General features: G+C 54.2%; 26 protein-coding genes and 1 pseudogene. 15 read left to right on the forward strand and 12 right to left on the reverse strand.

The features are described 5' to 3' along the window. Positions 1-36: 36 nt before the first annotated feature. On the reverse strand, positions 37-1,215 hold the full coding sequence (gene purT / locus IM294_RS15860; protein ID WP_126818470.1) for a formate-dependent phosphoribosylglycinamide formyltransferase: 1,179 nt from the start codon (positions 1,213-1,215) through the stop codon (positions 37-39). 170 nt (positions 1,216-1,385) lie between these two features. Here purT and IM294_RS15865 point away from each other — a divergent pair, with 170 nt between their 5' ends. Continuing rightward, on the forward strand, positions 1,386-2,036 hold the full coding sequence (locus IM294_RS15865) for a tellurite resistance TerB family protein (protein WP_045260314.1): 651 nt from the start codon (positions 1,386-1,388) through the stop codon (positions 2,034-2,036). An 85-nt stretch (positions 2,037-2,121) separates the two neighbouring features. Beyond that, the gene (ptrB, locus tag IM294_RS15870) at positions 2,122-4,182 is read left to right on the forward strand and encodes an oligopeptidase B (RefSeq protein WP_045260313.1); all 2,061 of its coding nucleotides are present in this window, start codon (positions 2,122-2,124) and stop codon (positions 4,180-4,182) included. On the opposite strand, the gene exoX is transcribed toward ptrB, so the two are convergent. From exoX to IM294_RS15885, 3 genes are all read right to left on the reverse strand, one after another. Then, the gene (gene exoX, locus IM294_RS15875; RefSeq protein ID WP_025756911.1) at positions 4,179-4,841 is read right to left on the reverse strand and encodes an exodeoxyribonuclease X; all 663 of its coding nucleotides are present in this window, start codon (positions 4,839-4,841) and stop codon (positions 4,179-4,181) included. The two genes, ptrB and exoX, sit on opposite strands and share 4 nt — an antisense overlap. Before the next feature lie 24 nt (positions 4,842-4,865). Beyond that, positions 4,866-5,516, reverse strand: a complete 651-nt coding sequence (locus IM294_RS15880) for a nitrilase-related carbon-nitrogen hydrolase (RefSeq protein ID WP_049138839.1) — start codon at positions 5,514-5,516, stop codon at positions 4,866-4,868. Positions 5,517-5,626: 110 nt separating this feature from the next. After that, the gene (locus IM294_RS15885; protein ID WP_008500465.1) at positions 5,627-5,857 is read right to left on the reverse strand and encodes a DNA polymerase III subunit theta; all 231 of its coding nucleotides are present in this window, start codon (positions 5,855-5,857) and stop codon (positions 5,627-5,629) included. Between the two features lie 136 nt (positions 5,858-5,993). On the opposite strand from IM294_RS15885, the gene yobA reads away from it, so the two are divergent. From yobA to IM294_RS15900, 3 genes are read left to right on the forward strand one after another with little or no spacing between them, the layout of a single operon-like run. Next, on the forward strand, positions 5,994-6,365 hold the full coding sequence (yobA, locus tag IM294_RS15890) for a CopC domain-containing protein YobA (protein ID WP_126818500.1): 372 nt from the start codon (positions 5,994-5,996) through the stop codon (positions 6,363-6,365). Position 6,366: 1 nt separating this feature from the next. Further along, complete coding sequence (gene copD / locus IM294_RS15895) at positions 6,367-7,236, forward strand: copper homeostasis membrane protein CopD (RefSeq protein ID WP_126818471.1); 870 nt, start codon at positions 6,367-6,369, stop codon at positions 7,234-7,236. 16 nt (positions 7,237-7,252) lie between these two features. Continuing rightward, entirely contained in the window at positions 7,253-7,591 is a 339-nt protein-coding gene (locus IM294_RS15900; protein WP_028013604.1) for a YebY family protein, read from the forward strand. 441 nt (positions 7,592-8,032) lie between these two features. Here IM294_RS15900 and IM294_RS15905 read toward each other — a convergent pair whose 3' ends face one another. Both IM294_RS15905 and IM294_RS15910 read right to left on the reverse strand, forming a co-directional pair. Next, on the reverse strand, positions 8,033-8,908 hold the full coding sequence (locus IM294_RS15905; protein ID WP_126818501.1) for a benzoate transporter: 876 nt from the start codon (positions 8,906-8,908) through the stop codon (positions 8,033-8,035). Between the two features lie 172 nt (positions 8,909-9,080). Further along, positions 9,081-10,022 carry a VirK/YbjX family protein gene (locus IM294_RS15910; protein ID WP_126818472.1) on the reverse strand — a complete coding sequence of 314 codons (942 nt, stop codon included), beginning with the start codon at positions 10,020-10,022 and terminating at the stop codon, positions 9,081-9,083. Between the two features lie 168 nt (positions 10,023-10,190). On the opposite strand from IM294_RS15910, the gene pphA reads away from it, so the two are divergent. Beyond that, on the forward strand, positions 10,191-10,835 hold the full coding sequence (gene pphA, locus IM294_RS15915) for a protein-serine/threonine phosphatase (protein ID WP_041909471.1): 645 nt from the start codon (positions 10,191-10,193) through the stop codon (positions 10,833-10,835). A gap of 34 nt (positions 10,836-10,869) precedes the next feature. Here the strand turns inward: pphA and IM294_RS15920 are convergent, their stop codons facing one another. The 4 genes from IM294_RS15920 to yebS all read right to left on the reverse strand — a co-directional run bounded on the left by IM294_RS15920 (position 10,870) and on the right by yebS (position 16,620). Next, the gene (locus tag IM294_RS15920) at positions 10,870-11,109 is read right to left on the reverse strand and encodes a YebV family protein (protein WP_008500472.1); all 240 of its coding nucleotides are present in this window, start codon (positions 11,107-11,109) and stop codon (positions 10,870-10,872) included. Positions 11,110-11,214: 105 nt separating this feature from the next. After that, positions 11,215-12,663 (reverse strand): 16S rRNA (cytosine(1407)-C(5))-methyltransferase RsmF, encoded by a 1,449-nt coding sequence (gene rsmF / locus IM294_RS15925; protein ID WP_213743515.1) that lies wholly within the window; start codon positions 12,661-12,663, stop codon positions 11,215-11,217. A gap of 71 nt (positions 12,664-12,734) precedes the next feature. Continuing rightward, the gene (locus tag IM294_RS15930; protein WP_045260305.1) at positions 12,735-15,368 is read right to left on the reverse strand and encodes a PqiB family protein; all 2,634 of its coding nucleotides are present in this window, start codon (positions 15,366-15,368) and stop codon (positions 12,735-12,737) included. Then, positions 15,337-16,620, reverse strand: a complete 1,284-nt coding sequence (yebS, locus tag IM294_RS15935; RefSeq protein ID WP_028013544.1) for a membrane integrity lipid transport subunit YebS — start codon at positions 16,618-16,620, stop codon at positions 15,337-15,339. The genes IM294_RS15930 and yebS overlap by 32 nt, the downstream gene beginning before the upstream one ends. Before the next feature lie 132 nt (positions 16,621-16,752). On the opposite strand from yebS, the gene IM294_RS15940 reads away from it, so the two are divergent. The 4 genes from IM294_RS15940 to htpX all read left to right on the forward strand — a co-directional run bounded on the left by IM294_RS15940 (position 16,753) and on the right by htpX (position 21,176). After that, positions 16,753-17,250, forward strand: coding sequence for a GAF domain-containing protein (locus IM294_RS15940; RefSeq protein WP_126818474.1), 498 nt, complete (start codon positions 16,753-16,755; stop codon positions 17,248-17,250). 96 nt (positions 17,251-17,346) lie between these two features. Next, positions 17,347-18,033, forward strand: coding sequence for an RNA chaperone ProQ (gene proQ, locus IM294_RS15945; protein ID WP_028013543.1), 687 nt, complete (start codon positions 17,347-17,349; stop codon positions 18,031-18,033). A gap of 19 nt (positions 18,034-18,052) precedes the next feature. Then, a complete protein-coding gene (gene prc / locus IM294_RS15950) occupies positions 18,053-20,101 on the forward strand; it encodes a carboxy terminal-processing peptidase (protein WP_028013542.1) in 2,049 nt (682 codons plus the stop codon). Positions 20,102-20,294: 193 nt separating this feature from the next. Further along, positions 20,295-21,176 (forward strand): protease HtpX, encoded by an 882-nt coding sequence (gene htpX / locus IM294_RS15955; RefSeq protein ID WP_010432647.1) that lies wholly within the window; start codon positions 20,295-20,297, stop codon positions 21,174-21,176. Between the two features lie 50 nt (positions 21,177-21,226). Here the strand turns inward: htpX and IM294_RS15960 are convergent, their stop codons facing one another. Then, positions 21,227-22,600 (reverse strand): MFS transporter, encoded by a 1,374-nt coding sequence (locus tag IM294_RS15960; protein ID WP_126818475.1) that lies wholly within the window; start codon positions 22,598-22,600, stop codon positions 21,227-21,229. A 178-nt stretch (positions 22,601-22,778) separates the two neighbouring features. Between IM294_RS15960 and kdgR the strand changes: the two genes are divergently transcribed. Beyond that, a complete protein-coding gene (gene kdgR, locus IM294_RS15965; RefSeq protein WP_014884288.1) occupies positions 22,779-23,570 on the forward strand; it encodes a DNA-binding transcriptional regulator KdgR in 792 nt (263 codons plus the stop codon). 64 nt (positions 23,571-23,634) lie between these two features. Here kdgR and IM294_RS15970 read toward each other — a convergent pair whose 3' ends face one another. Then, complete coding sequence (locus IM294_RS15970; protein ID WP_041909477.1) at positions 23,635-23,874, reverse strand: YobH family protein; 240 nt, start codon at positions 23,872-23,874, stop codon at positions 23,635-23,637. A 159-nt stretch (positions 23,875-24,033) separates the two neighbouring features. Here IM294_RS15970 and mgrB point away from each other — a divergent pair, with 159 nt between their 5' ends. The 4 genes and pseudogenes from mgrB to IM294_RS15990 all read left to right on the forward strand — a co-directional run bounded on the left by mgrB (position 24,034) and on the right by IM294_RS15990 (position 26,224). After that, entirely contained in the window at positions 24,034-24,177 is a 144-nt protein-coding gene (gene mgrB / locus IM294_RS15975) for a PhoP/PhoQ regulator MgrB (protein WP_006175995.1), read from the forward strand. 74 nt (positions 24,178-24,251) lie between these two features. Next, the gene (locus IM294_RS15980) at positions 24,252-24,542 is read left to right on the forward strand and encodes a YebO family protein (RefSeq protein ID WP_047364849.1); all 291 of its coding nucleotides are present in this window, start codon (positions 24,252-24,254) and stop codon (positions 24,540-24,542) included. A 23-nt stretch (positions 24,543-24,565) separates the two neighbouring features. Further along, a complete protein-coding gene (locus IM294_RS15985) occupies positions 24,566-25,555 on the forward strand; it encodes an MBL fold metallo-hydrolase (RefSeq protein ID WP_126818476.1) in 990 nt (329 codons plus the stop codon). Between the two features lie 524 nt (positions 25,556-26,079). Further along, positions 26,080-26,224 (forward strand): annotated as a pseudogene (locus tag IM294_RS15990) (DUF2627 domain-containing protein). The last annotated feature ends 12 nt before the right edge of the window (positions 26,225-26,236 follow it).

Here is a 26,236-nt window from a genome sequence, read left to right on the forward strand (position 1 = left end):
TGCAGCATGAAAAACGGGCCTTTCGGCCCGTTTTTTTTATCCTGCTACCTGAACGTTTGCAGCCGCCGCTTTTGCTCTTGCTACGGCCTCGTCAACGTTATCCCCGGTGGCTAACGCCACGCCCAGACGACGCGTACCGTCGATCTCCGGCTTGCCGAACAGACGGACCTGCAGGCCTGCGCCCACCGCGCCTTCGACGTTATCAAACGTCACATTCTGGCTGGTCAACTGCGGAAGGATCACCGCCGACGCCGCCGGGCCGTACTGGCGGATGCCGCCAACCGGCAGGCCGAGGAAGGCGCGCACGTGCAGGGCGAACTCCGAGAGATCCTGCGAAATGAGCGTGACCATACCGGTGTCGTGCGGGCGAGGGGAGACTTCGCTGAAGATCACTTCGTCTCCGCAGACGAACAGCTCCACGCCGAACAGGCCATAACCGCCCAGGGCCAGAACGGTCTTACTGGCAATCTCCCGGGCACGCTCCAGCGCCAGGTCGCTCATCTGCTGCGGCTGCCAGGATTCACGATAATCGCCATCTTCCTGGCGGTGGCCAATCGGGTCGCAGAAATGGACGCCGTCAACGGCACTGACGGTAAGCAGAGTGATTTCGAAATCAAACTTCACCACGCCTTCGACGATCACGCGACCGGCACCGGCACGGCCACCCTGTTGCGCATAATCCCACGCGCTGTCCAGCTCGCTGCTGTCGCGAATAAAGCTCTGACCTTTCCCGGAAGAGCTCATCACCGGCTTAATGATGCACGGGTAGCCAATCTCTTCAACGGCCTGCAGGAATGCGGCTTTGTCACCCGCAAAACGGTAGCTGGAGGTAGGCAGCCCCAGCTCCTCCGCCGCCAGGCGGCGAATGCCTTCACGGTTCATGGTCAGCTTTGCGGCTTTCGCGCAGGGCACCACGCGCTGGCCTTCCTGCTCAAGGGTGATCAGCGTATCGGTTGCGATAGCTTCAATTTCCGGCACGACAAAATCCGGTTTCTCCCGTGCAATGAGCGTACGCAGGGCATCACCGTCCAGCATGTTAATCACATAAGAACGATGGGCGACGTGCATGGCGGGCGCGTCGGCGTAGCGGTCTACGGCAATCACCTCCACCCCTAAACGCTGACACTCAATGGCGACTTCTTTACCCAGTTCGCCCGATCCCAACAGCATTACGCGCGTCGCCGCAGGTCGCAGCGCGGTTCCTAAACGAGTCATAACATTCCCCCTGAAAAAGATGCGCGCAGTATAAACGAAAACGTTTGCGTCTGTCTTGCGCACGGCAAAAGGGCAGACCAGAAATTTGCGCTTCTTTAGGCTTGATGGACATTTCCTGACGCCTGCTCGCTTACGCTGGAGAACATGTTAACCGTTAAGCGAGGGAAACCATGTCAGGCTGGTTAAATCAACTGCAATCCATGTTAGGGCAGAAAACGTCTGGTTCCGGCGAACAGGGGCTAAGCAAACTGTTGGTACCGGGGGCGCTCGGTGGGCTGGCAGGGCTGCTGGTTGCCAATAAATCCTCACGCAAGCTGCTGGCGAAGTACGGTACCGGCGCGCTGCTGGCCGGGGGCGGCGCTATCGCCGGCACCGTGCTGTGGAACAAATATAAGGACAGGGTGCGAGCGGCGCACCGCGATGAACCTCACTATGGGGAGCATACTTCTCCGCTGGATCTGCGCACGGAGCGGCTCATCCTTGCGCTGGTGTTTGCCGCCAAAAGCGACGGGCATATTGATGATAATGAAAGAGCGGCTATCGAACAGCAGCTGCGCGAGGCGGGTGTTGAAGAACAGGGCAGAACGCTGGTGGCGCAGGCCATTGAACAGCCGCTCGATCCGCAGCGTCTGGCACTGAGCGTGAAAAATGAGGAAGAAGCGCTGGAACTCTATTTTCTCAGCTGTGCCGCCATAGATATCGATCACTTTATGGAGCGTAGCTACCTTAACGCCCTCGGCGACGCGCTGAAGATCCCTCAGGACGTGCGCGAGGGGATAGAAAAAGATATCGGGGAACAAAAACAGGCGCTACAGGGCTAACTCGCGCTCCCGGGGTCATGTTTCGCTTGCATCATGCGCGGGTTTTGCCAACCTTATAGGGTGTAAAACTTAAAAGAATGATGACATGCCACCGAAAGCCCGACGTACTCCTTATGCGATCGTCACGCATGGCGATACGCGCATAGACAACTACTACTGGCTGCGGGACGATTCGCGTTCCCGGCCAGAGGTGCTCGACTACCTGCACGAGGAAAACGACTATGGCCGCAGGGTCATGGCCAGCCAGCAGGCGCTGCAGGACCAGCTGCTGAACGAAATGGTGCAGCGTATTCCCCAGCGCGACATCTCCGCGCCCTGGACCAAAAACGGCTATCGATATCGCCATATCTATGAGCCGGGCAACGAGTATCCCATCTATCAACGACAGTCGGTATTAAGCGCCGAGTGGGATGAATGGGACATTCTGCTGGATGCGAACCAGCGCGCCGCCCACAGCGAGTTTTATACCCTGGGCGGTATGTCCATCTCCCCGGACAACACCATCATGGCGCTGGCGGAGGATTATCTCTCCCGGCGCCAGTACGGCCTGCGTTTTCGCAATCTGGAAACCGGCAACTGGTATCCGGAAATGCTGGAAAACGTCTCCCCGGATTTTGTCTGGGCGAACGATTCCGAGACGGTCTACTACGTTAAAAAGCACGCCTCCACGCTGCTGCCTTATCAGGTGTGGCGCCATACCGTAGGCACGGACTCAGCCGATGACGAGTTGGTCTATGAAGAGAAAGACGAAACGTTTTATGTCAGCCTGCATAAAACCTCCTCGCGCCACTATGTGATTATCTTCCTCGCCAGCGCCACCACCTCGGAAGTGCTGCTCCTGGATGCCGAACTGCCTGACGCCCAGCCGCTCTGTTTCCTGCCGCGCCGCAAGGACCACGAGTACAGCCTGGATCACTTCCAGCACAGCTTTTATCTGCGTTCGAATCGTGAAGGCAAGAACTTTGGTCTGTACAAAACCAAGGTGCGCGACGAGCGTAAGTGGGAGGTGCTCATTCCTGCGCGGGATCAGGTGATGCTGGAAGGGTTCACGCTGTTTACCGACTGGCTGGTGGTGGAGGAGCGCCAGCGGGGGCTGACCAGTATCCGGCAGATCAACCGTAAAACGCGTGAGGTGATAGGGATTGCGTTCGACGATCCGGCCTACGTCACGTGGATCGGCTTTAACCCGGAACCTGAATCGTCCCGGCTGCGCTACGGCTACTCGTCTATGACCACGCCGGATACGCTCTTTGAGCTGGATATGGATACCGGACAGCGCCAGGTGCTTAAGCAAACCGAAGTGAAGGGCTTTGATTCCGACAATTACCGCAGCGAACACCTGTGGGTCACCGCGCGCGATGGCGTGGAGGTGCCGGTTTCGCTCGTTTATCACAAGGCGCATTTTCAGAAGGGTAAAAATCCGATCCTGGTCTACGGCTACGGCTCCTATGGCTCCAGCATGGATGCCGACTTCAGCAGCAGCAGATTAAGCCTGCTCGACCGCGGCTTTGTTTTCGCCATTGCCCATATTCGCGGCGGCGGCGAGCTGGGGCAGCACTGGTATGAAGACGGGAAATTCCTGAAAAAGAAAAACACCTTCAACGACTATCTCGACGTCTGCGATGCGCTGATTGAGCAAGGCTATGGCGATCCTCAGCTTTGCTTCGGCATGGGCGGCAGCGCGGGGGGGATGCTGATGGGGGCGGTCATCAATCAGCGGCCCGATCGCTTTAAGGGCATTGTTGCGCAGGTCCCGTTTGTCGATGTGGTTACCACTATGCTCGATGAGTCCATCCCTTTGACGACCGGGGAGTTTGAGGAGTGGGGCAACCCGCAGGATGAAACCTATTATCGCTATATGAAAGAGTACAGCCCGTATGACAACGTGGAAGCGAAAGCGTACCCGCACATGCTGGTGACGACCGGTTTGCACGATTCACAGGTGCAATACTGGGAACCGGCAAAATGGGTAGCAAAGCTGCGGGAGCTGAAAACCGATGACAACCTGCTGCTGCTCTGCACCGATATGGACTCCGGGCACGGGGGGAAATCGGGTCGATTCAAATCCTACGAAGGGGTGGCCCTGGAGTATGCCTTTTTGATAGGCCTGGCGCAGGATACGTTGCCAGGCCGTGTTCAGCGTTAAGCTTCGCCCAGATAGTGTTTCAGGGTTAAGCGCAGCTCCGGGCTCATTTTGTCGAGGTTGTTATACAGCCAGCGCAGATAGCCCGGATCTTTATCCGCAATATCCGATACCGCTCTCCCGCGGTATTTGCCGAAGGTGAACGTCGTCAGCAGCGCAGGGCGTCCGGTGATCGTTGCCATATCATCCGGCGTCCAGCCCGATGTGTTCATAATATCTATGAGCAGCGCGGCGGTGATATAGCAGTCATACAGGGCGCGGTGATGGTGCAGCCCTTCAGGGGTTCTGACGCTGAGCTTGCGGGATTTATACAGCGCCATATTGCTGTACTTGATCCCTGGCCAGAGGCGACGCGCCAGCTTCATGGTACAAATCCACTCCCCGGGCATTTCGGGGAGTACCCGACGGTCAAAGCTGGCGTTGTGGGCAACGTACCATGGGCTGCCGTAGTAGTGCGGGATAACGTCTTCTATCCAGGGTTTATCCGCCACCATTGATTCTGTAATGCGATGGATAGCCATGGCCTGTGGGCTAATAGGACGATCGGGACGCACCAGATGGCTCATCGGGTTGACGATTTTTCCATCAACCACGTCGACCGAGGCCACTTCCACAATTCCGCCCTGAAGATCGCAAGTTTCGGTATCAATGACGCGCAGCATGAAAATCTCCTGAGCTTAAAACGCTTAGCCTAAAGGAATGATATCGCCTTGCCAACCCTGTCCGTTGCGCGTGCCGGTCAACAGGAGCTCACCCTTATCTGCCCGAACAATCAGCTGGCCTTTTTCATCCCATAACGCGCTGCCCGCGCCGGCATTTGCCATTAACACCGCGATGGCATACCTGTGCGCAAAGCGCTGCAGGGTATTGATGGACTGTCGCCAGCGGTAATCCCTCACCGACTGGCAACTGGTGAAGAGTGTTGCCTGCGGATCAAGATTCGGGGAATCGCTTTGCCCATCGATAATCGTGAGTTGTTTATCACCCGGCACCAGGCTGGCGCCGCTCCCCTGAGGGTAACGCAGAATACGATCGCGGGAGGGGATAAACAGCGCAAGGCCTTTCTGGCGCTGACCGTTTCGTTCAACGGGAAGCCCTGCAATGAGGGTAATGCGGTAAAAATGCGCGGCATCAAGCAATGGCTGTAGTCGATCGTCTTCGGGCGGAAGCGGTAATGCCGTCGCGCCCGGGCCGGTTAATGAGAGTTCCGGGAAAACCAGCAAATCGCACTGATGATGTGCTGCTTCGGCAATAAAGTGGAGATGGTGCGCAATATGGTCATCTACGCTGTGATGCTGCCCGCCATACTGGGCTGCCGCAATATTCCAATGTGACATCGTGACTTCCTTATACACAGAGTCGCAGGGATTAAAGAGTACACCTAATTTAATCAGGGTTTTCTTATCCTGCCAGATTCCGCGTAAGGAAGTGTAACGAGTCGTTAAGCTTATTTAACTTTCGGCTCGTACGGCAAGCGGGAGAGGTTGACCGAGGCGAGACGGTGGGCAATTAACCTTTCGCGAAACCAGTCACGAAGATGGGCGGGCTGTTCTCGCTCCACCACTTCTGCCACGACGGGCATGTTGTAACGCTCTTTAAAGGCGACGCCAGCGGCAGCGAGATCGACATTCACTTTATCCATCTCGTCCTGAGGAAGGGCGGCCAGATTGATCTTCATTACCTTCTCCTTATTTTGCGGCGGCAACGTTACCGCGATTGCGCGACGATGACAAGCAGAGCGGGATGATCCTCGACTCGTTTATTATACAGCGTTATTCTTTAGCATACAGACATAACAAAAAGGAATGATTGTGATGGGTTTATCCGCTTCCCGCGCGGTATGCGCACTGGTTTTTTTGGCCTCAACGGTAATCTCACCCTCCGTGCTGGCGCATGCGCATCTTGAGCAGCAGAGCCCGGCAGCGGACAGCCAGGTGGCGTCACCGCAGGTGCTGACGCTGAATTTCTCCGAAGGTGTCGAGCCCGGATTTAGCGGCGTCGTGGTGACGGATGCGCAAAAGCAGGTGATCAAAACCGGTACCGCCACGCGAGACGAAAAGAACAAAGCACAGCTGACCGTTCCGCTGAAACAGACGCTGGCGCCGGGGGCTTACCGGGTGGACTGGCACGTGGTTTCCGTCGACGGCCATAAAACCAAAGGCAGCTATCGCTTCAGCGTGAAATAGCATGCTGGGACTGTTATACGTAGGATTGCGCTTTATCCATTTTGCGGCGCTAATGCTCGTTTTTGGCAACGCGCTTTACAGCGTCTGGTTTGCGCCTTCCGGGCTGCACCGCCTGATGGCCCGGCGTTTCCAGCTCCAGCAGAGAGTGGCATCCATCGTCAGCCTGACCGCTGCGATCCTGATGTTTATGCTTCAGGGCGGCTTAATGGGCAACGGCTGGGGCGATGTGTTTAACCCGCAAATTTGGTACAGCGTGCTGGGAACGCGGTTTGGTGGCGTCTGGTTGTGGCAAATTATCCTCGCTGCCATCACCGTTGTCGTCGCGTGGCTCGCGCCGCTGAAAGGCTCGCGCCTGCTGCTGCTCGCCATGGGCCAGCTTATCCTGCTGGCAGGGGTAGGGCACGCGGCGATGAGCGACGGCCCGATGGGGGCGATACAGCGACTCAATCATGCTGTTCACCTGCTGTGTGCCGCAACCTGGGTGGGTGGATTGCTGCCGCTGCTGTTTTGCATGCGCCTGGCGAAAGGACGCTGGCAGAACGCGGCCATCTATACCATGATGCGTTTCTCGCGCGTGGGGCATTATGCCGTCGCAGGCGTGCTGCTTACCGGCGTAGTGAATGCGCTGTTGATTCTGGGCAGCCATATTCCCTGGCAGGCTGGCTACGTGCAGTTTTTGTTGTTCAAATGTGCTCTCGTGGCGTTGATGGTGGCAATTGCGCTGGCAAATCGGTATTTTCTGGTGCCACGGTTCCGTCCGGATTCCGGGCGCGCACAACAGATGTTTATCAGGATGACACAGGCAGAGGTGGTGCTGGGCGCGCTGGTTCTGGCAACGGTCAGTCTGTTTGCTACCTGGGAACCCTTCTGACAAGGTTAACTATTAAATGAAAAAGACAGTACTTTCTCTCTTATTGCTGGCCTGCGCGGGAAGCGCTCTGGCGGCACCGCAGGTAATCACCGTAAGCCGCTTTGAAGTGGGCAAAGACAAATGGGCCTTTAATCGCGAAGAGGTGATGCTGACCTGCCGTCCGGGCCATGCGCTGTATGCGATCAACCCGAGCACGCTGGTCCAGTACCCGCTCAACGATACCGCTGAGCAGCAGGTCGCCAGCGGCAAGAGCAGCGGTCAGCCAGTCAGCGTGATTCAGATTGATGACCCGGCCAACCCGGGGCAGAAGATGAGCCTGGCACCGTTTATCGAGCGCGCTGACAAGCTCTGCTGACGTTCAGATTTCCAATAAAAAAACCGCCGATGCTCGCCAGAGCACTGCGGTTTTTCACTTTTAATGATGCTCTGACGCTTTTTTTCAGGCCACTTTTGCTGTGGACTGGAAAACCTGGCGTCGTCATCTATTCTTAAAAGGCAAGGCGACTTAGCCTGCATTAATGCCAACTTTTAGCGCACGGCTCTCTCCCAAGAGCCATTTCCCTGGACCGAATACAGGAATCGTATTCGGTCTCTTTTTATCTCTATGTTTCTCAAAAGGTTTCTTCGGTTATGGACCGAAAACCCCGAGAATAGATGGACAGTTCCCTATCCTGACTAAACCATAACATACTCAGGACCGCGTACGTCCAGGGTTTTTTGGCATCTTTGTTAAAAAATTGTGGCCTGGCGATCGCTGTGGAATCTTCGTCGGTGAAGCAAAGGCCCGGCCTGATAGTTAAATAATGAATTCCCTGAATTTATCTTTGTTGTTAACGATATACTCGGGGAAACTGTCTGCCGACAGCTCTTGCCTGATTAACTTCCTGTCTCGTCCCCAGATATCTTCGGCGTTTTTTATCACCTTCATGATATGTTCCGGGTTATTGAACTCAGGCAGATCGTATTCCGTGTGGGAGATGGTGGACATTTTTTCTGATATGCGTTCAGGGGTCATAACCCATGAGAAATGCCAGCCACTATTTTCAATGATGCGATTGTTAAGTTTGAACCAATTCCATTTAAGCCAGGACCAGTTTTTGACGCTTCTGGTGCGTTTAAGATTTCTGAACGACTCAGGCTCGCCGCCAAAAAAATGAACGAGGTTTTTATATTTTGTCGCTCTCGGCAGTTTACATTTTCTTGGGGTGTTATCTGTATTAAAAACCTGCAGATTAAACTGATAATTATAAAAATTCTGATAAAGCGTTGTGCAGAGTTTATTCGCGTTGATAGAGCCGATAACCTGTGGTGAAAAAATCTCGTCCACATCGGAAATTAAAATCAAATCATCATCTTTAGCACTTTTGAGGCCCTGCATGATGGCATTTCTCTGCGCGGCTTCATTCGCCCATGCATCCACCACCAGACCGTCCTGATGCTGATCGCCGCCGTCAGAGGCTTTCATGAGAGGTGTTTCATCATGCACAACATAAATAATTTTATCTTTAAAAGGACCGTATTTATTTATGTCAAAGTGAAGCTGCCGCTTTTTGCCGGTAAAGGTATGCGTTGACTCAACGATAACGAACCGATCAATAACGTCCGCTAGCGTATTTAGCCTGATATCAAGAAGCATATCTTCATCGTAATACAAGAAGCAGTCGTAAATCATCATTAAAGTCCTTAAATTTGCGTCTACACTGCGCTTTTCCAACGCATTCGCTATTTTCATTTCGCGCAATGCTAACTGAGCACCCCTGGCATATGCAAGAGTGCTCTGCTTTATCATTCCTTTCTCAAACCGAGTGCATTCTCTGTGCTGAGAGCGAAAACGCTTGTCGCGATTAGAAATGGGACTTAATAGACGCCTCAATTTCATCAAGCAGTTCAAAGCGACGACGGTATTCAGCGCGTTTTTTACTGGCTATCTCGTCGAGGGATTTGCGCTCCATCTGCAGCGGCAGCTGCCAGCAGAATGCGGAAAGTTTTTTTCCACCCAAAGAATCCCAGAATTCGTCATAGCTGGCGTGGAAATGACGGCCTTTGCTGAGGCGATAGCGCAGCGCGCGGAAAACGTGTCCCTCATCGCTGACGGCAAAAATGGCCCGAACAGATGACTGCGCTGCCAGCTGGAAAAGTACCTCCATCAGCACGCGCTTGGGAAACAGGCCATGGCAGGCGCGAGTTGCCAGTTTAATGGCATCTCGTGACACGCAGCGACGGGGGCCCTGAAGTCCGCCAATGACCACAACGGGCTGGCCATTGCTGCGGGCGACGCTAAAGGTCAGGCTGGCAAGAAGCGTATCCTCGTTGTCGCGCAGCCAGAGCGTACTCTCACCTTCACGCTCGGCTTTGCCAGCTGAAGACGCATTAACCGTGTAGGTCACGCCGTCTTTGACGTGGAACTCCGCAATAGGTTGTTCCTGCGCGCCGGTCATAGCCTGGGCAAGACGGCTCTCCTTCAGGCGATCGATCCAGTAGTAATGGTTAACGATAGCGTCGGCGCGATCGTTTGCCGTTAAGCCGCGCATCAGGTATTGCCGATGGGTCTTGCTGGGCAACGTAATTTGCGATGTCAGCAGTTTGTCGAAATCGTCACGGCCAGAGAGGGCTTCCAGCATACGGTGAGTGGAAGACCAAAAGAGCAGGGAACGTAAAAGGAACTTCAGTCGGTAGTCGCGTTTCCGCCAGATTGGCCCCGGGACGCGTTTGCCGTTCACCAGCTCGGAAATAATATTCGTGCGATGCGGATAGAAAACATCGTTATGTAGCTGTGTATTAGACACGTGAAGACCTCTCGTTTTTATCTCCCCTTATTCTAAGGAGCCAGTAAAAAGGGATTAAGAGCGCGCGGATCTTTATTTCTCTTTGGTTTACCGTTTGTTTTACTTTGTAAGGGCTGCGCTGATCTTCTTGCGCTTTTGACGGCGGCTATACTGTTAAAGGGAGGCCTTATGTATCAGCGAATAGAAGGTGGAGAGTGGCGTCACGTATGGGTTGTCAGCGACATACACGGCTGTTACCAGAGGCTCATGGAGGAACTGAAACGCCGTCATTTCAATCCTTATGAGGATTTACTTATTTCCGTTGGCGATCTGATCGATCGTGGTCCGGACAGCGTGAAATCATTGCAGCTCATCAATGAGAAATGGTTTCGAGCAGTGCGGGGCAATCATGAGCAAATGGCAATAGATAGCCTGGATAATAATGATTTTGCGCTCTGGACAATGAATGGAGGAATGTGGTTTTCGCGGCTTGAGCATGAAGAGCAGCAGCGGGCGCGCTCGTTACTTAACGCATGTCGTGCGTTACCGCATATTATTGAAATTACCTGCGCGAACGGGTTGAACGTTATTGCTCATGCTGATTACCCGGCGGAGGAATACCGCTGGGAAAAACCGGTAAGCGCCCAGCGCGTGTTATGGGATCGCGACCGCCTGATGGGGTTTATGGTGGGCAAAGGGCAGGGAATTAGCGGGGCGGATCACTTTTGGTTCGGACATACGCCCGTCGACAGAAGGTATGATTTTGACAATCTGCACTACATTGATACGGGAGCCGTATTTGACGGTTACTTTACGCTGGCGCAGCTGCAGTAATAAATAACCCGCCTTCGGGCGGGTTCTCTTTAGGTCAGGCAAGACGCATGACCCAGGCATCGGTTTTACTATCGTAATGCTCACGGTAAAGGACAGAATGTTCGCCATCAAGTATTGCCGGGACGCTGGTGTCTGCATCCCATGCATCGAGCTGCATGCACAAATCCGGGTCGGATTTGCAGGGAATACTTAACGTTCGATCGCCTTGTGCTTCGCCGCGCAGCTCTGCGTCGTCGATCTCAAAAGCGCCAATACGCACGCTGGTTTTCGTCATAGTGCTCTCCGGGTCGGTTGTCAAAATCTGGTATGACCAGTATGGGCATCCATTTTTGATCGTAGACAAGGAGAGCAAAATCGCCAGTAAAAAAATGCGCTTTTTTCAGGCGGTGCGATCGTTACCGGTAAACAGTCGGCCATCCCGGACCAGTTCGCGTGGATAGCTGTTTTTAAGCCTTGAACCGACCTTTTTGGCCAGCCCCAGCGGGAATCCCTGATAGGTCACTACCACTTCATCTGCGGAAGGCGAGCTGTCAGGATAAACATCGCGGCCACGGTACCACTCTTCGGCTTCCTGATGCGTCAGGGCAAAGGTATTCTCGTGTCCGGCAAGCGCGATGACGGCCTCATGCTGCCAGCGATAGCCTTTATTATGCACTTCCGCCAGGCGGATCCCGATTCGGGAAAAACGCACTTTGCCAATCAGTGGCTCGATATTCGCCGGGAAAAGCCAAACCTCTTTGTTGCGCTGCCAGAGATGCATGCTCTCATCCCACTGCAACCCGACCTTGCTGGCTGCGGCTTCAAGCTGCGCGACGTCGCGGCCTTTAAGCGGCGCAAACGGGAAATTGCCGACCTTGAATTTGGGTGCGGGCAGGGGAGTAATCGCCTGCGTTTTACGCAGACGCGCCACAAAGAACCCTTCGCAGTCGTAAATCTGCGGGAACACGTGGAGGAAACCTTCCGGCGTGACCGCCTCCTGTGCCGAGGAAAACAGATCGTTGAGCGGCATGAACTCGACGGCATCCGGGTATTGCGCTTTCAGCCACAGGCAGACGTCTTCGTTTTCATCGCGGTTTAAGGTGCATGTTGAATACACCAGCGTGCCGCCGGGGCGCAGGGCGTGGAACGCGCTGTCGATCAGCTCGCGCTGCGTGGCGGCGATCTCAAGATTGCTCTCCACGGACCAGTTCTTTAACGCATCGGGATCTTTACGCACTACCCCTTCACCGGAGCAGGGGGCATCCAGCAGGATGGCATCAAACATTTCCGGCAGGGCGGCGCCAAAGACGCGACCGTCGAAGTGCGTAAGAGCGACATTGTGAATACCGCAGCGGCTGATATTGGCATGCAACACCTTCACGCGGCTGGCGGAAAATTCGTTGGCGAGGATTGCTCCGCGATTGCCCATGCGCGCGGCAATCTGCGTGGTTTTCGAACCGGGCGCGGCGGCGACATCCATCACGCGTTCAGGCGCGTTGCCGTCGGCGAACAGGGCGGCAACCGGTAGCATCGAGCTCGCTTCCTGAATATAAAACAGACCGCTCAGATGTTCTGCGGTACTTCCCAGCGGCACCGCGTCTTCGTCATCGCGGTCGATCCAGAATCCCTCTTCACACCACGGAACCGGCGTAAGCTGCCAGCCGTACGGAGAAACCAGCGTCAGAAAATCCTCGACGCTGATTTTCAGGGTGTTGACGCGAATGCTGCGGCGTAACGGACGCTGACAGGCGGCGATAAAATCGTCCAGCGACAGATGAGAGGGAAGCGCCTCGCGCATCTGCGCCAGGAATTGTTCAGGAAGAAATACGGAGTTTTGAGCCACGAGCACACCACAGGGAAAAGTTCAGGTGCGCAGTGTAACATAAAGGCTCCGGTGCGTTGACACCGGAGCCTGTCAGATTAACGCGGCAGGGCCGTTCCCCATTCGCGCCACTCTTTCGGTTCGCTTTCCAGCAGCAGGAAGTGTTTACCCGGCTGCGCTTTCGGCGCCAGCGGCGTTCCCGGCGGGGTGGCAAAGGCAATACCGCCGCGGATGAACTGGTTGAAGGTACCGGTTTTCACCACGCCACCCGTCAGGCCGAAGTCCAGCGAATAGCCGGATGCCAGCCAGAACACCGAGTTATTACGCACCAGATGCTGGTAACGCTCGCTGATGCGTAGCGCCACCATCACGCGGTCGGAGAGTGTGCCGAGCGTGAGGCCCGTAACCGTACCCACCTCAATGCCGCGGAACAGCACCGGCGTACCGATGCCAAGCGAGCCCGCTTCCGGCACTTCCACTACAATGCTCAGGCCGCCAAGGTAGCGCGAGTCGGTAATGGTGGCTTCCTGCAGCTCGAAATCACGACGGGCTTTGCCCTGACCGGGCTCGACGTTGATGTAAGGCTGCAGAATGGTGTCGAGATGCTCAACGCCCGCGGCCGAAATCTGCGGGGTTACCACCGAGAAGCGGGAACCCGAGCGGGCGAAGGTCTGCACATATTCCGGATAAAGCACGGCGGTGGCCTGCACCTCGTTGCGCGAGGTGATGAGCGTCAGCTTCTGGATCTGCCCGATATCAATGCCCAGGTAGCGAATTGGCATGCCTTCCGCCAGCTTGCCGGCATCGAACGCATGCAGGGTAATCTGCCCACCCACGGCACGCGCGGCGGTTTCGGATGGGAAGAGAATTCGCTTATCGCCTTTACGCAGGTTCGCGCCCGCGCCGCTGAGGTTATCAAAGCTGATCGCCCCGCGCAGCGCACGCGAGAGCGGGGAGGCCTGCACGGTCAGTCCGTTGCCGTTAAGCTGCACCTTCGCGCCGCCCTCGGCCCAGAAGACGCTGTTTGGGGTCAGCAGCTTGCGGTACTCGGGCTTGATATGCAATTCGATATCAAACGCGTCCGCACGCGGGCGAACGGCGATCACCTCCCCAACCTCAAATTTGCGGTAGAGCACCACGGAGCCCGCCTGAACGTCAGGCAGCGTCTCGGCGCTTAAGGTCAGGGTCGTGGTTGGCATATCGCTCAGGCTGTTTTCAATCGCTTTGTCCAGGTTGGCGTACAGCGGGTAGCTGTCTCGAACGGCGCCTTTATTGCCCGGCAAAATGCGAATACCGCCGTTAACCCATTCGCTGGCGCTGGCGCCGAGGAACTCCACGCCGTCCAGACCCACCTTCACGTCGACGCGGCTGTTCACCACGAACTTACTGTCGCCATGGACGAGGTTGCTGTATTGCGGATCGATAGCTACCGAGAAGCTCACGCCATTTTCGGAGAGCGTTCGCTCCAGCACCTGACCCACCTGTACGCCGTGCAGAATCAGCGGCTGACCGGCCTCAATACCGTAACTTTCAGGCGCATTGAGCGTAACCGTCACGACGCCCGGTTTTTGCAGCAGTGCTTTATCCGCCGGGGCAATGACGAAGCTATTGCTGGGCTGACCTTCACCGGGGATCAGTTCAAAGGTATTTCCGGTCAGCAGCGTGCTGAGGCTGGCATCGTTCAGAGAGAGTTTAGGGCTGCGCATCTCGATGCGCGTTTTCTCGCGCAGGAGATCGACCACGCTCGGATCGACCGTCATTTCGCCCGTGACCGAGCCGCCCGGATTGAGCGTCATTTTGGTGAGCTGGCCGACCTGCAGTCCCTGGTACATCAGCGGCGTTGACCCCGCTTTCAGCCCTTTGGCATCAGGCAGAACGAGCTTAACGATCACGCCACGCTGGCTGTGCGCCAGATCCGGATATAAACCGAACGTGTCATCGGCCGTGGCAGGGCTTGAGTTTTCCGGGGAGTCAAAGGCAATGGCACCGTTAACCAGGGCGGCCAGACTCTCAAGCTTCACTTTTGCACCGCTCAGGCTGAGGTCGGCATCGACGCCGGACACGTTCCAGAAGCGGCTGCCTTTTTTCACCAGATTGGTGAAGCGACGCTCGATCAGCACATCAATGGTGACGCCCTGTTTATTCGGGTTGATGCTGTAATCATACACACGGCCAACCGGAATCTTGCGGAAGTAGACCAGCGAGCCGCTGTTCAGGGAGCCCAAATCCGGTGCCTGAAGATGGATCATCAGATCGCCGTTATTGAGGCGGTATTTCGGCTGCGTATCCAGCGCGACAAAGTGATCCTGCGGTTCACCCTTGCCCGGCATCATGCCGATGTAGTTGCCGCCAACCAGCGCATCCAGCCCGGACACGCCGGCCAGGGAGGCTTTCGGCGTCACCAGCCAGAACTGCGTTTCGCTGCGAAGAGCATCCTGCATGTCAGATTTAATACTGACCCGCACCTGAATCTTGTTAAGCCCTTTTCCAAGGGAGATGTCCTGAACCGTACCGACTTCGACCCCCTGAAAACGAACGGGGGTTCGTCCGGCGACGATGCCGTCGGCGGTCTGAAAATCAATAGTGACGGTACTGCCGCGATCTTCATAGCTCGTCCAGATAAGCCAGCCTGCAATCATCAGGGCGATGACGGGCAGCAACCAGAATGGCGAAATGCGGCGTTTAGTTTTAATTCTCGCTTCAGTCGGCGAAGCGGGGGTTTCCTGACTCATGTGCATCCCAAAGTAAGCGGCTATCCAGCCATTCCACAGCAAGAATAGTCAATATCACCGCAGAGCCGAAATAAAAAGCCGCGGGTCCCATAGTAAAAGCAAGAAGCTGGTCGCGATTGATCAGCGACATCATCAGCGAAATCACAAACAGATCCAGCATTGACCAGCGGCCAATCCAGGTGACGAATCGCAGAAGCAGAATACGGGTACGTAAACCTTGTTCACACTTAAAGTGAATGCTGACGAGCAGGGTAAACATCACCACCACTTTGGTAAAGGGAACCAGGATACTGGCAATAAAGACGATGGCCGCCACCCCAACGTTACTGTGTGCAAGGGAGATAATACCGGAGAGGATAGTATCTTCCTGACGGCCACCGTTCACGTAAATAATGGATATCGGCAGCATATTGGCCGGGAACAGAAACACCAGGGAGGCAATCAGCGCCGCCCAGCATTTTTGCAGGCTGTTGTTGCGTCGTAACCTCAACGGTATATGGCAGCGCGGGCAGCGTCCACGCTTGTCGGGCAACCCGGTGTAATGGCATCCCAGACAGACGCGGAGGTTTTCATCCGGGCGGGTGGCAGGGCGCTGCGGGTAAAAACGCTCCCAAAGCTGCTCAACGTTCAGGTGGATCAGTGTCAGGATGCTGAGCAATACCAGGCAGATAAAGGCAAAAAGCCCGACGCCCGGCTGCAGAAAGGCATAGTCCTGCACCTTGATTGATGCCACGCCCACGCCCACCAGATAGATATCCAGCATGACCCACTCTTTAAGCTTTTCCAGCATCAGCAATACCGGACGCAGGTTCATTCCCAGGATGTTACCAAACCACAGGTAGGCAATGGCTGCAACCAGCACCAGCGGCGCGCCGACCACGCAGAACAGTACCATGGCGGCGGTGAGAGGATCGCCCTGGCTCGTCATCTGCCAGATACCCTGCAGCACGTTGGCGTCAATGCGCACACCAAGCAGGTAAAGTTTCAGAAGCGGCTCGCTCCAGGCGAAGGGCATCAGCAGCAGCATGGTAACGGCCATAGCGGCAAGGCGGGTTAACGACCAGTCGCGGCCGTCACGAATTTTAGCGTCACAGCGGGGACAAAAGGCGCTTTGGTGCGATTTCATCTTCGGCAACATAAAAAGCGTATCGCACTGGGGGCAACGCTGATAATGTGCACGAGGCAAAGCGTCGCTTACCGTATGGACAGTTATCTTTTTTGTCGGCGTAATTTTGGTTGTTTTTAAGGCCATCAGCTGCGCGCAAATAAGTATTGTTAAACGTTATATTAACTCATGAACGGATTCATCTTGAGCATGAGCGCATTTATTGCTTATTTTAATAGGCTATGCGGTAATTTTGTAAGACAACTAAGTGATTGAATAATGAACAAAACAGAATTCTACGCGGATCTGAACCGCGATTTTAAGGCATTGATGGCAGGTGAAACCAGCTTCTTAGCCACTCTGGCAAATACTAGCGCATTGCTGTTCGATCGGCTATCCGATGTGAACTGGGCTGGTTTTTATCTCCTGGAAGGTGAAACGCTGGTGCTGGGTCCGTTTCAGGGCAAACTGGCCTGCGTGCGTATTCCGGTAGGGCGCGGCGTATGCGGTACCGCGGTGGCCGAGAATCAGGTTCAGCGCGTGGAAGATGTTCATGCGTTTGACGGGCATATCGCCTGCGATGCTGCCAGCAATTCAGAGATCGTTCTGCCGCTGGTGGTAAAAAATCAGATTATTGGCGTTCTGGATATCGACAGTACGGTCTTCAGTCGCTTTACAACCGAGGACGAACAGGGGCTGCGCGAGCTGGTGGCGAATCTGGAAAACGTCCTCGCTGCAACCGATTATCAAAAATTCTTTGCGAGCGTCGCAGGATAATCAACGGATAACGTAGCATTTACTGATAGCGTCATTATAATGACGCCTGTTCATGCCTGCGCTTGTTGGCAACGTCCGTTGTAATCAGGAAATTTCATGGAAAATCAACCTAAGTTGAATAGCAGTAAAGAAGTTATCGCATTTCTGGCCGAGCGTTTCCCGCAGTGCTTCAGCGCGGAAGGTGAAGCACGTCCCCTGAAAGTCGGTATTTTTCAGGATCTGGTAGCGCGTGTTGAAGGGGAAATGAACCTCAGCAAAACTCAGCTGCGTTCTGCCTTACGTCTTTATACTTCGAGCTGGCGTTACCTGTACGGTATCAAACCGGGCGCGACCCGCGTGGATCTCGACGGCAACCCTTGCGGCGAGCTGGACGAGCAGCACGTAGAACACGCGCGCAAGCAGCTGGAAGAAGCCAAAGCACGCGTTCAGGCACAACGTGCAGAACAGCAGGCGAAAAAACGCGAAGCCGCAGCGGCAAACGGCCAGGAAGAAGCGCCTCGTCGTGAGCGTAAACCACGTCCTGCGCCGCGTCGTCACGACAATAACGATCGCAAACCGCGTGCAGACAAACCAGCAGCGAAAGCCCCTCGTGCGCCTCGTGAAGAGCAGCGCCATACTCCGGTTTCTGACATTAACGCCCTGAGCGTGGGTCAGGCTCTGAAGGTAAAAGCGGGCAACAACGCAATGGACGCCACCGTACTGGAAATCACCAAAGATGGCGTTCGTGTACAGCTGACTTCTGGTATGTCAATGATTGTACGCGCAGAACACTTGTTGTTCTGAAACGGAGGCCAAGCCTGGCATGAACACTTTTTTTAAGCTCACCGCGCTGGCGGGCCTGTTTGCCATAACAGGTCACGCTTTCGCAGTGGACGATATCACGCGTGTTGATCAAATTCCGGTACTCAAGGAAGAGACGCAGCACGCGACGGTAAGCGAGCGTGTAACCTCTCGCTTTACCCGCTCGCACTATCGTCAGTTCGATCTCGATCAGGCCTTTTCGGCCAAAATCTTTGACCGCTATCTGAACTTGCTGGATTACAGCCATAACGTTTTGCTCGCCAGCGATGTCGAGCAGTTCGCTAAGCGCAAATCCGAGGTGGGTGATGAGCTGCGGTCAGGCAAGCTGGATCTGTTCTACGATCTCTACAACCTGTCGCAGAAGCGCCGCTTTGAACGCTATCAGTACGCGCTGAAAGTGCTGGAACGTCCAATGGACTTCACCGGCAACGACACCTTTAATCTCGATCGCAGCAAAGCGCCCTGGCCGAAAGACGAAGCCGAGCTGAACGCGCTGTGGGATGGAAAGGTCAAATACGACGAGCTAAGCCTCAAGCTGACCGGCAAAGATGAAAAAGAGATCCGCGACACGCTGACGCGTCGTTACAAATTTGCCATTCGCCGTCTGGCGCAGACCAACAGTGAAGATGTTTTCTCACTGGCGATGACCGCCTTTGCGCACGAAATCGATCCGCACACCAACTATCTCTCTCCACGCAATACCGAACAGTTCAATACTGAGATGAGCCTGTCTCTGGAAGGTATTGGCGCGGTACTGCAAATGGATGATGACTACACGGTGATCAACTCCATGGTCGCGGGCGGCCCGGCATCCAAAAGCAAAGCGATAAGCGTAGGCGATCGCATTGTGGGGGTAGGACAAACCGGTCAGAGCATGGTTGATGTCATTGGCTGGCGTCTGGACGATGTGGTTGCGCTGATCAAAGGTCCGAAAGGCAGCAAAGTTCGTCTGGAAATTCTGCCTGCCGGTAAAGGCACCAAAACCCGTATCGTGACCCTGACCCGCGAGCGTATCCGTCTGGAAGACCGCGCGGTGAAAATGTCGGTGAAAACCGTAGGTAAAGAGAAGGTGGGTGTCCTGGATATCCCTGGCTTCTACGTGGGGCTGACCGACGATGTAAAAGTTCAGCTGCAGAAACTTGAGAAGCAGAACGTGAGCAGCGTCATCATCGACCTGCGCACGAACGGTGGCGGTGCGCTGACCGAAGCGGTGTCGCTCTCAGGCCTGTTTATCCCGTCTGGCCCGGTTGTACAGGTGCGTGATAACAACGGTAAAGTTCGTGAAGATGCTGATAACGACGGTGTGGTCTATTACAAAGGCCCGCTGGTGGTCCTGGTTGACCGCTTCAGCGCGTCCGCATCTGAAATCTTTGCCGCTGCAATGCAGGACTATGGCCGCGCGCTAATCGTGGGTGAGCCCACCTTCGGCAAAGGCACTGTTCAGCAGTATCGCTCGCTGAACCGTATTTACGATCAGATGCTGCGTCCGGAATGGCCTGCGCTGGGCTCCGTTCAGTACACCATTCAGAAGTTCTACCGCGTTAACGGCGGCAGTACGCAGCGTAAAGGCGTAACGCCGGATATCATGATGCCGACCGGCACGGAAGAGACCGAAACCGGCGAGAAGTTTGAAGATAACGCGTTGCCGTGGGACAGCATCAATGCTGCGACATTCGTGAAGGCAGGTGATATGACGCAGTTTGGCCCTGAGTTGCTGAAAGCGCATAATGAACGCATCGCGAAAGATCCGGAATTCCAGTACATCATGAAGGACATTGCGCGTTTCAATGCCCTGAAAGATAAGCGGAATATTGTTTCTCTGAACTACGCTCAGCGTGAAAAAGAGAACAACGAGGACGACGCAACGCGTCTGGCGCGTATCAACGATCGCTTCAAGCGAGAAGGTAAGCCTCTGCTCAAGAAACTGGACGATCTGCCAAAAGATTACCAGGAGCCGGATCCGTACCTGGACGAGACGGTGCATATCGCGCTCGACCTGGCGAATCTGGAAAAAGAGAAGCCTGCCGTACAGCCCGCTCCGGCAAAATAATCTCCCAACAGGCACAAGAAATTGTGCCTGTTTCTTTTTGTTCTGCATCCTTCCGTCAGGCTGATTTCCAATTGTGTAAAGTTGTGTCTTTCTGGTGACTTACGCCCACCGGATGCTTGAAAATAGCCGTAATACCCATACGATGTGGGTAATCGCATAGTGCGTTTTGTTAAACTGAGGTTAAAAGAAAATTATGATGCGAATCGCGCTCTTCCTGCTCACCAACCTGGCGGTGATGGTGGTTTTCGGGCTAGTGCTAAGCCTGACGGGAATTCAGTCGAGCAGCGTTCAGGGTCTGTTGATTATGGCGCTGCTGTTTGGTTTTGGTGGCTCTTTCATTTCCCTGCTGATGTCAAAGTGGATGGCGCTGAAATCCGTAGGCGGTGAGGTGATTGAACAGCCGCGTAACGATATGGAACAGTGGCTGATGAATACGGTGGCACAGCAGTCTAAGCAGGCAGGCATTGCGATGCCGCAGGTTGCTATTTACCATGCCCCGGATATTAACGCGTTTGCTACGGGTGCCCGTCGTGATGCGTCGCTGGTTGCCGTGAGCACCGGGTTGTTGCAGAACATGAGCCGTGATGAAGCCGAAGCGGTTATCGCGCACGAAATCAGCCATATCGCCAACGGTGACATGGTGACCATGACCCTGATTCAGGGTGTGGTGAACACCTTCGTTATCTTCATCTCCCGTATCCTGGCGCAAATTGCGGCTGGCTTCATGGGCGGCAACCGTGATGAAGGTGAAGAGAGCAACGGTAATCCGCTGATCTACTTCGCCGTATCGATGGTGCTGGAACTGGTGTTCGGTATTCTGGCCAGCATTATCACCATGTGGTTCTCCCGTCACCGTGAGTTCCATGCGGATGCCGGTTCAGCGAAGCTGGTAGGGCGTGAGAAGATGATTGCCGCCCTGCAGCGTCTGAAAACCAGCTACGAGCCGCAGGAAGCGAACAGCATGATGGCCTTCTGCATCAACGGCAAATCAAAGTCGCTGAGCGAGCTGTTTATGTCTCACCCACCGCTGGATAAACGTATTGAAGCGCTGCGCAGTGGAGAATACCTGAAGTAACGCTAAGCGCTTAAATAAGCCGGGCAGGAGAACACTCCGCCCGGCTTTTTTTATGCCTGAGCGCCGGGTTGGGTCACGCGCAACCCGCTGACGATGGCTGCAAGGGTGGCAAGCGCACCTGCGGTGAGAAGCGCAACGTGGTTGCCGTTTTGCCCGGCAAGGTTAAACATCAGGGCAACCAGCGCCGCACCGGTGCTTTGCCCCAGCAGACGCGCGGTCCCCAGCATGCCGCTGGCACCTCCGCTGCGGTGGCGCGGCGCAGAGGTAATAATGGTGTGGTTGTTGGGGGACTGAAACAGGCCAAACCCGGCTCCGCACAGGATCATGCGCCAGATAATGTCCAGATCCCCTGGTGATGATGGAAGCAGCGCCAGCGCGAAAAGACCTGTTGCCATCACGGCCAGCCCCACCGCGCCCAACAAACCGGCATGTACACGTTCTATTAAATAACCTGCCAGGGGTGCCATCACCATCGTCGCCAGCGGCCAGGGGGTTAACAGCAGCCCGGTCTCCACTTCGGAGCGTCCTATCACGCTTTGCAGGAAGAAGGGCAGAGAAACCAGAGCCAGCATCTGGGCGCAGAATGAGCAGACAGAGGTGCAGATAGAAAGCGAAAAGAGGGGAATACGCAGCAGATCGACCGGCAGTAAGGGCACCGGCAGGGAAAGCTGGCGGCGAACAAAGAAGAAGCCCGTCACCAGCAGGGCAACAAGCTCCACGGCGGTTAGCATCAGGGATTGGCCCTGCGCAAAACCGCTCAGGGCGGTAATCAGCAGACCAAAGGTGAGCGCATTCATCACCGCGCTTGCTACGTCAAAGCGCGGCATGGTGCTTTTCGGGCCGTTAGCGGGGAGAAATCGCAGGGCAAAGAAGATGGCTACGATACCCAGCGGCACGTTTATGGCGAACAGCCACTGCCACGAGGCGACAGAAAGAATGGCCGCTGCAATCGTTGGCCCGGCGGCAGAAGAGACCGCGACAATAAACGAATTTATCCCCATGCCGCGGCCCAGATGGCGGTGCGGATAGATTAAGCGGATTAGCGCCGTATTGACGCTCATCAGCGCCGCGCCGCCAAAACCTTGCGCGATGCGCGCCAGCGTCAGCGTATGCAGAGAGTCCGAAAGGGCGCACAGCAGTGATGTAAAGGTAAATACCACCAGCCCGCACTGATATACCCGACGGTAGCCGAACATATCGCCCAGAAAAGAGAAGGAGAGCAGGGAAACCACAATCGCAATCTGATAGGCGTTAACAATCCATATCGAACTGGCCGGGGAAGCATGCAGATCGGTGGCAATGGTGGGAAGGGCAACGTTCGCAATCGCGCCGTCAAGAACGGCCATTGAGATACCAATAATAATCGTAGCGATAGCGCCATACCGCTGGGGCAAAGGCAGGCCATCGGAAAGGTTTTTTTCCATCGGGGATAAATAGCTCAGAGTGAAATTATTCTCAGGGTAACTATTTTAGCATCGTTAACACCGTTTTATGTCGCAGATTTGTAACGAAGTAAACGCGGATTGATTGCAGGTAACATGACGGGAATTTATAATAAAAACCGGTTCTGATTTTTATAAAACACTCTCTATGAGGTGGTAAATGGCAATTGCGGATTTGGATAAACAGCCAGATTCAGTTTCTTCCGTGCTGAAGGTGTTTGGCATCTTACAGGCGCTCGGGGAAGAGCGTGAAATTGGTATCACAGAGTTGTCACAGCGCGTGATGATGTCGAAAAGCACCGTTTACCGCTTTTTGCAAACCATGAAATCACTGGGTTACGTTGCACAGGAAGGCGAATCTGAAAAATATTCTCTGACGCTGAAACTGTTTGAACTGGGTGCCCGGGCATTGCAAAACGTGGATCTGATCCGTAGCGCGGATATTCAGATGCGCGAGATCTCCCGCCTGACCAAAGAGACTATCCACCTGGGCGCGCTGGATGAAGACAGTATTGTTTACATCCATAAAATAGACTCCATGTATAACCTGCGTATGTATTCGCGCATTGGTCGCCGCAACCCGCTTTACAGCACGGCAATCGGTAAGGTTCTGCTGGCGTGGCGCGATCGTGAAGAAGTTAAACAGATCCTCGATGGCGTGGAGTACAAACGCAGCACAGAACGCACCATTACTAACACCGATGAGTTATTAACGGTGCTCGACAAGGTGCGTGAGCAAGGGTACGGCGAAGATAACGAAGAGCAGGAAGAAGGGCTGCGCTGTATTGGCGTTCCGGTGTTTGACCGTTTTGGCGTCGTGATCGCGGGGTTGAGCATCTCTTTCCCAACGCTTCGCTTCTCGGAAGAGCGCCTGCACGAGTACGTGGCTATTCTGCATACCGCCGCGCGTAAGATTTCTGAACAGATGGGTTACCACGACTATCCGTTCTAACCCCGGTTAGCATAAAAAACGCCGCATCTTTGCGGCGTTTTTTATTCGTCGTTAACGCTGTGGCTCAGCCATTATCAATCACGACGGAGGTCTTACGCAGTACCGGGCAGTTGGTTAACCCAATGATCCCGCTATCAGAATGGAGATACTGCGCCGTGCTGACTCCCTGTGCTGTTAAATACTTACATTGAATGCCTAACCCTGCGGCGTTTTCGGTGCTCCCCACCAGCACGCCATAACCCGTTAAAAGAAGGCCAATCCAGAGTATCGCCAGTGCAACAATTGTACGAATAATTAAGCGCATTATTACCTCTTTATCATTGTTATCATGATGCTAGCCTAACCGGTTTACGTAATGAAACAAGTGCAGGATTCTGAAAAGAGCCTGATGGCGCTACAGTTAGTCCTTGTTTAAGATAACCGTGATAACCTGGTCATATCAGGTCTGTAAACGGAGTGTGGAGTGAAAAAAATACGCTGGGTGATTCTGATTATCGTGCTGATAGCGTGCGTGGTGTTGTGGACGCAGACTATCAACGTGATGTGCGATCAGGATGTACAGTTTTTTAGCGGCGTTTGCGCAATCAATAAGTTTATTCCGTGGTAGCACGCATTTTTTCTTCAGGTGATTTCCTTCCTTCGCGCCAGTGGTAAAATAGACGTTTTTATTGAGGTGGTGAAATGGGTGAGTTACTGAATTCAGGGCTGCTAAATATGGCATCCCTGACGATCTCTTTGGTTGTTCTGCTGGTGGGGCTGGTCATTTGGTTTTTCGTAAACCGTGCCAGTTCACGTACCAATGAGCAGATCGAACTGCTGGAAGCGCTGCTTGAGCAGCAAAAACGGCAGAATGCACTGTTGCGTCGTCTGTGCGAGGCTAACGAGCCGGAAGAGAAAGAAGCACAAAAAGAAGCGGTCGCTGACGAGAACAACGATCAAGACGATTTTATCCGCCTGGTGGCTGAGCGTTAATCGTATTATTCCGGGAGGTGGCAGTGGTCTGGAAAAATCCCTGGTATGACCCCTCCCTGAAACATCACACCCCAAACGGTTTTCGTAATACCACTTCTGCAGGACACCAGCCTGGCGACCTTGACCGCTGGCGCAAAGAACGCAAAGCCGCTGGCTTACCGAAGCCGCCCGCGTTCGGCTACGATGACTTTATACGGCGGTGGTGGCAACCGGCCGATCTTCAGCAGCCGCAGCAGGATGGGGCGTGGTGGCTCGGACATGCGAGCATCCTGCTGCAGCTGGACGGCAATATCCTTCTTACCGATCCCGTTTTTTCAAGGCGCGCTTCTCCACTTCCGTTCTTAGGGCCGCAGCGTAGAACGCCTCCGGCACTCTCTGTCGATCAACTGCACCAGCTTGACGCGGTCGTTATTTCGCATAACCATTACGATCATCTTGATGAACTCACTGTTCGCCACATTCTCAAACGCTTTCCGGACGTTAGCGTGTTTGTTCCTTTAGGCCTGGGCGGCTGGTTTCGCCGCCGGGGCGCAAAACAGGTGGTTGAGCTCGACTGGTGGCAGAGTTTTACCTGGCAGGGGATAACATTATCCGCCGTACCGGCGCAGCACTGGAGTATGCGCACGCTCTGGAACCGCAATCGCTCATTGTGGTGCGGCTGGGTCTTTGAAGGGCGGCATCACCGGTTCTGGTTTAGTGGTGATACCGGCTATTCGCCTGAGCTGCTGTTGATACCGGAACGTTTGGGGAAAATTGATGCTGCAGCATTGCCCGTTGGCGCCTATGCTCCGCGATGGTTTATGGCCGTACACCATATGGATCCCCAGTCTGCCGTTGCGCTGTGGCAACAGTTAGGTTGCCCGCTGGCGTTCCCTGTTCACTGGGGCGTGTTTGAGCTGGCGGATGAAGCGCTGGATGACCCCATAAAAGAATTAACTGATGCGCTGGATAATGTAGCACCAGTTAATAATACTTTCAGGATACTGAAAGTTGGCGAGTATTTACCCTTATAAACGAAGCGATAAATTGTTGCGTATATTGTGTATGTATTCGTCTTCAGGAAAATTTTAATTTTATCGAAACGTTTTGCTTGCCTTGTTTTGATGCAGAGTCATAAAAATTTCATTATTTTGGTGCATAACACTGCTAATTACCTGATGGATTTTAATACAGAAGGGTGCGGATTATTAACATCGTTTTTGGCTGAAACAATACGGTCACGTTACAATGATTTAAGCATAAGTTTTCACAATTTGTTCTAACTCAATCAACGCCAAAGATTTCTTTTCCCGACTGCTGGACGCATTGTAATGATTGAGCTATGTTAAAAAAGTCTTAGATTACAGCGGTTGTGCAAGCAGCGTTGAGTCTGTGTAAGGGAGTATAGCCGTCTGTTTGAGAAGCGCATAATTGTGCAATTCCTTACAGACAGTGTTCGAATTTGTGCGGCGGATCGAGACATGTTTAAAAATGGCTTGCCATATTAAACATAGTGTGTGATAACACGTTTTGGGTCAAACGAGGTACAGTTCTGTTTATGTGTGGCATTTTCAGTAAAGAAGTCCTGAGTAAACACGTTGTCGTTGAATACCGCTTCTCTGCCGAACCTTATATTAGTGCCTCATGCAGTAATGTCTCAGTTTTATCTCAGTTAATGCCTGCGGGCTAAGAAAACACTCTAAGGAATTTTGCAA

This window comes from Enterobacter cloacae complex sp. P43RS (genome assembly GCF_014930585.1).
Taxonomy (GTDB): Bacteria; Pseudomonadota; Gammaproteobacteria; order Enterobacterales; family Enterobacteriaceae; genus Enterobacter; species Enterobacter bugandensis.

Bases quoted from the DNA above. Each gene is read 5' to 3' on its own strand.
- purT (WP_126818470.1), bottom strand. From the start codon at position 1,215: ATGACTCGTTTAGGAACCGCGCTGCGACCTGCGGCGACGCGCGTAATG.
- IM294_RS15865 (WP_045260314.1), top strand. From the start codon at position 1,386: ATGTCAGGCTGGTTAAATCAACTGCAATCCATGTTAGGGCAGAAAACG.
- ptrB (WP_045260313.1), top strand. From the start codon at position 2,122: ATGCCACCGAAAGCCCGACGTACTCCTTATGCGATCGTCACGCATGGC.
- exoX (WP_025756911.1), bottom strand. From the start codon at position 4,841: ATGCTGCGCGTCATTGATACCGAAACTTGCGATCTTCAGGGCGGAATT.
- IM294_RS15880 (WP_049138839.1), bottom strand. From the start codon at position 5,516: ATGTCACATTGGAATATTGCGGCAGCCCAGTATGGCGGGCAGCATCAC.
- IM294_RS15885 (WP_008500465.1), bottom strand. From the start codon at position 5,857: ATGAAGATCAATCTGGCCGCCCTTCCTCAGGACGAGATGGATAAAGTG.
- yobA (WP_126818500.1), top strand. From the start codon at position 5,994: ATGGGTTTATCCGCTTCCCGCGCGGTATGCGCACTGGTTTTTTTGGCC.
- copD (WP_126818471.1), top strand. From the start codon at position 6,367: ATGCTGGGACTGTTATACGTAGGATTGCGCTTTATCCATTTTGCGGCG.
- IM294_RS15900 (WP_028013604.1), top strand. From the start codon at position 7,253: ATGAAAAAGACAGTACTTTCTCTCTTATTGCTGGCCTGCGCGGGAAGC.
- IM294_RS15905 (WP_126818501.1), bottom strand. From the start codon at position 8,908: ATGATTTACGACTGCTTCTTGTATTACGATGAAGATATGCTTCTTGAT.
- pphA (WP_041909471.1), top strand. From the start codon at position 10,191: ATGTATCAGCGAATAGAAGGTGGAGAGTGGCGTCACGTATGGGTTGTC.
- IM294_RS15920 (WP_008500472.1), bottom strand. From the start codon at position 11,109: ATGACGAAAACCAGCGTGCGTATTGGCGCTTTTGAGATCGACGACGCA.
- IM294_RS15930 (WP_045260305.1), bottom strand. From the start codon at position 15,368: ATGAGTCAGGAAACCCCCGCTTCGCCGACTGAAGCGAGAATTAAAACT.
- yebS (WP_028013544.1), bottom strand. From the start codon at position 16,620: ATGGCCTTAAAAACAACCAAAATTACGCCGACAAAAAAGATAACTGTC.
- IM294_RS15940 (WP_126818474.1), top strand. From the start codon at position 16,753: ATGAACAAAACAGAATTCTACGCGGATCTGAACCGCGATTTTAAGGCA.
- proQ (WP_028013543.1), top strand. From the start codon at position 17,347: ATGGAAAATCAACCTAAGTTGAATAGCAGTAAAGAAGTTATCGCATTT.
- prc (WP_028013542.1), top strand. From the start codon at position 18,053: ATGAACACTTTTTTTAAGCTCACCGCGCTGGCGGGCCTGTTTGCCATA.
- htpX (WP_010432647.1), top strand. From the start codon at position 20,295: ATGATGCGAATCGCGCTCTTCCTGCTCACCAACCTGGCGGTGATGGTG.
- IM294_RS15960 (WP_126818475.1), bottom strand. From the start codon at position 22,600: ATGGAAAAAAACCTTTCCGATGGCCTGCCTTTGCCCCAGCGGTATGGC.
- kdgR (WP_014884288.1), top strand. From the start codon at position 22,779: ATGGCAATTGCGGATTTGGATAAACAGCCAGATTCAGTTTCTTCCGTG.
- IM294_RS15970 (WP_041909477.1), bottom strand. From the start codon at position 23,874: ATGCGCTTAATTATTCGTACAATTGTTGCACTGGCGATACTCTGGATT.
- IM294_RS15980 (WP_047364849.1), top strand. From the start codon at position 24,252: ATGGGTGAGTTACTGAATTCAGGGCTGCTAAATATGGCATCCCTGACG.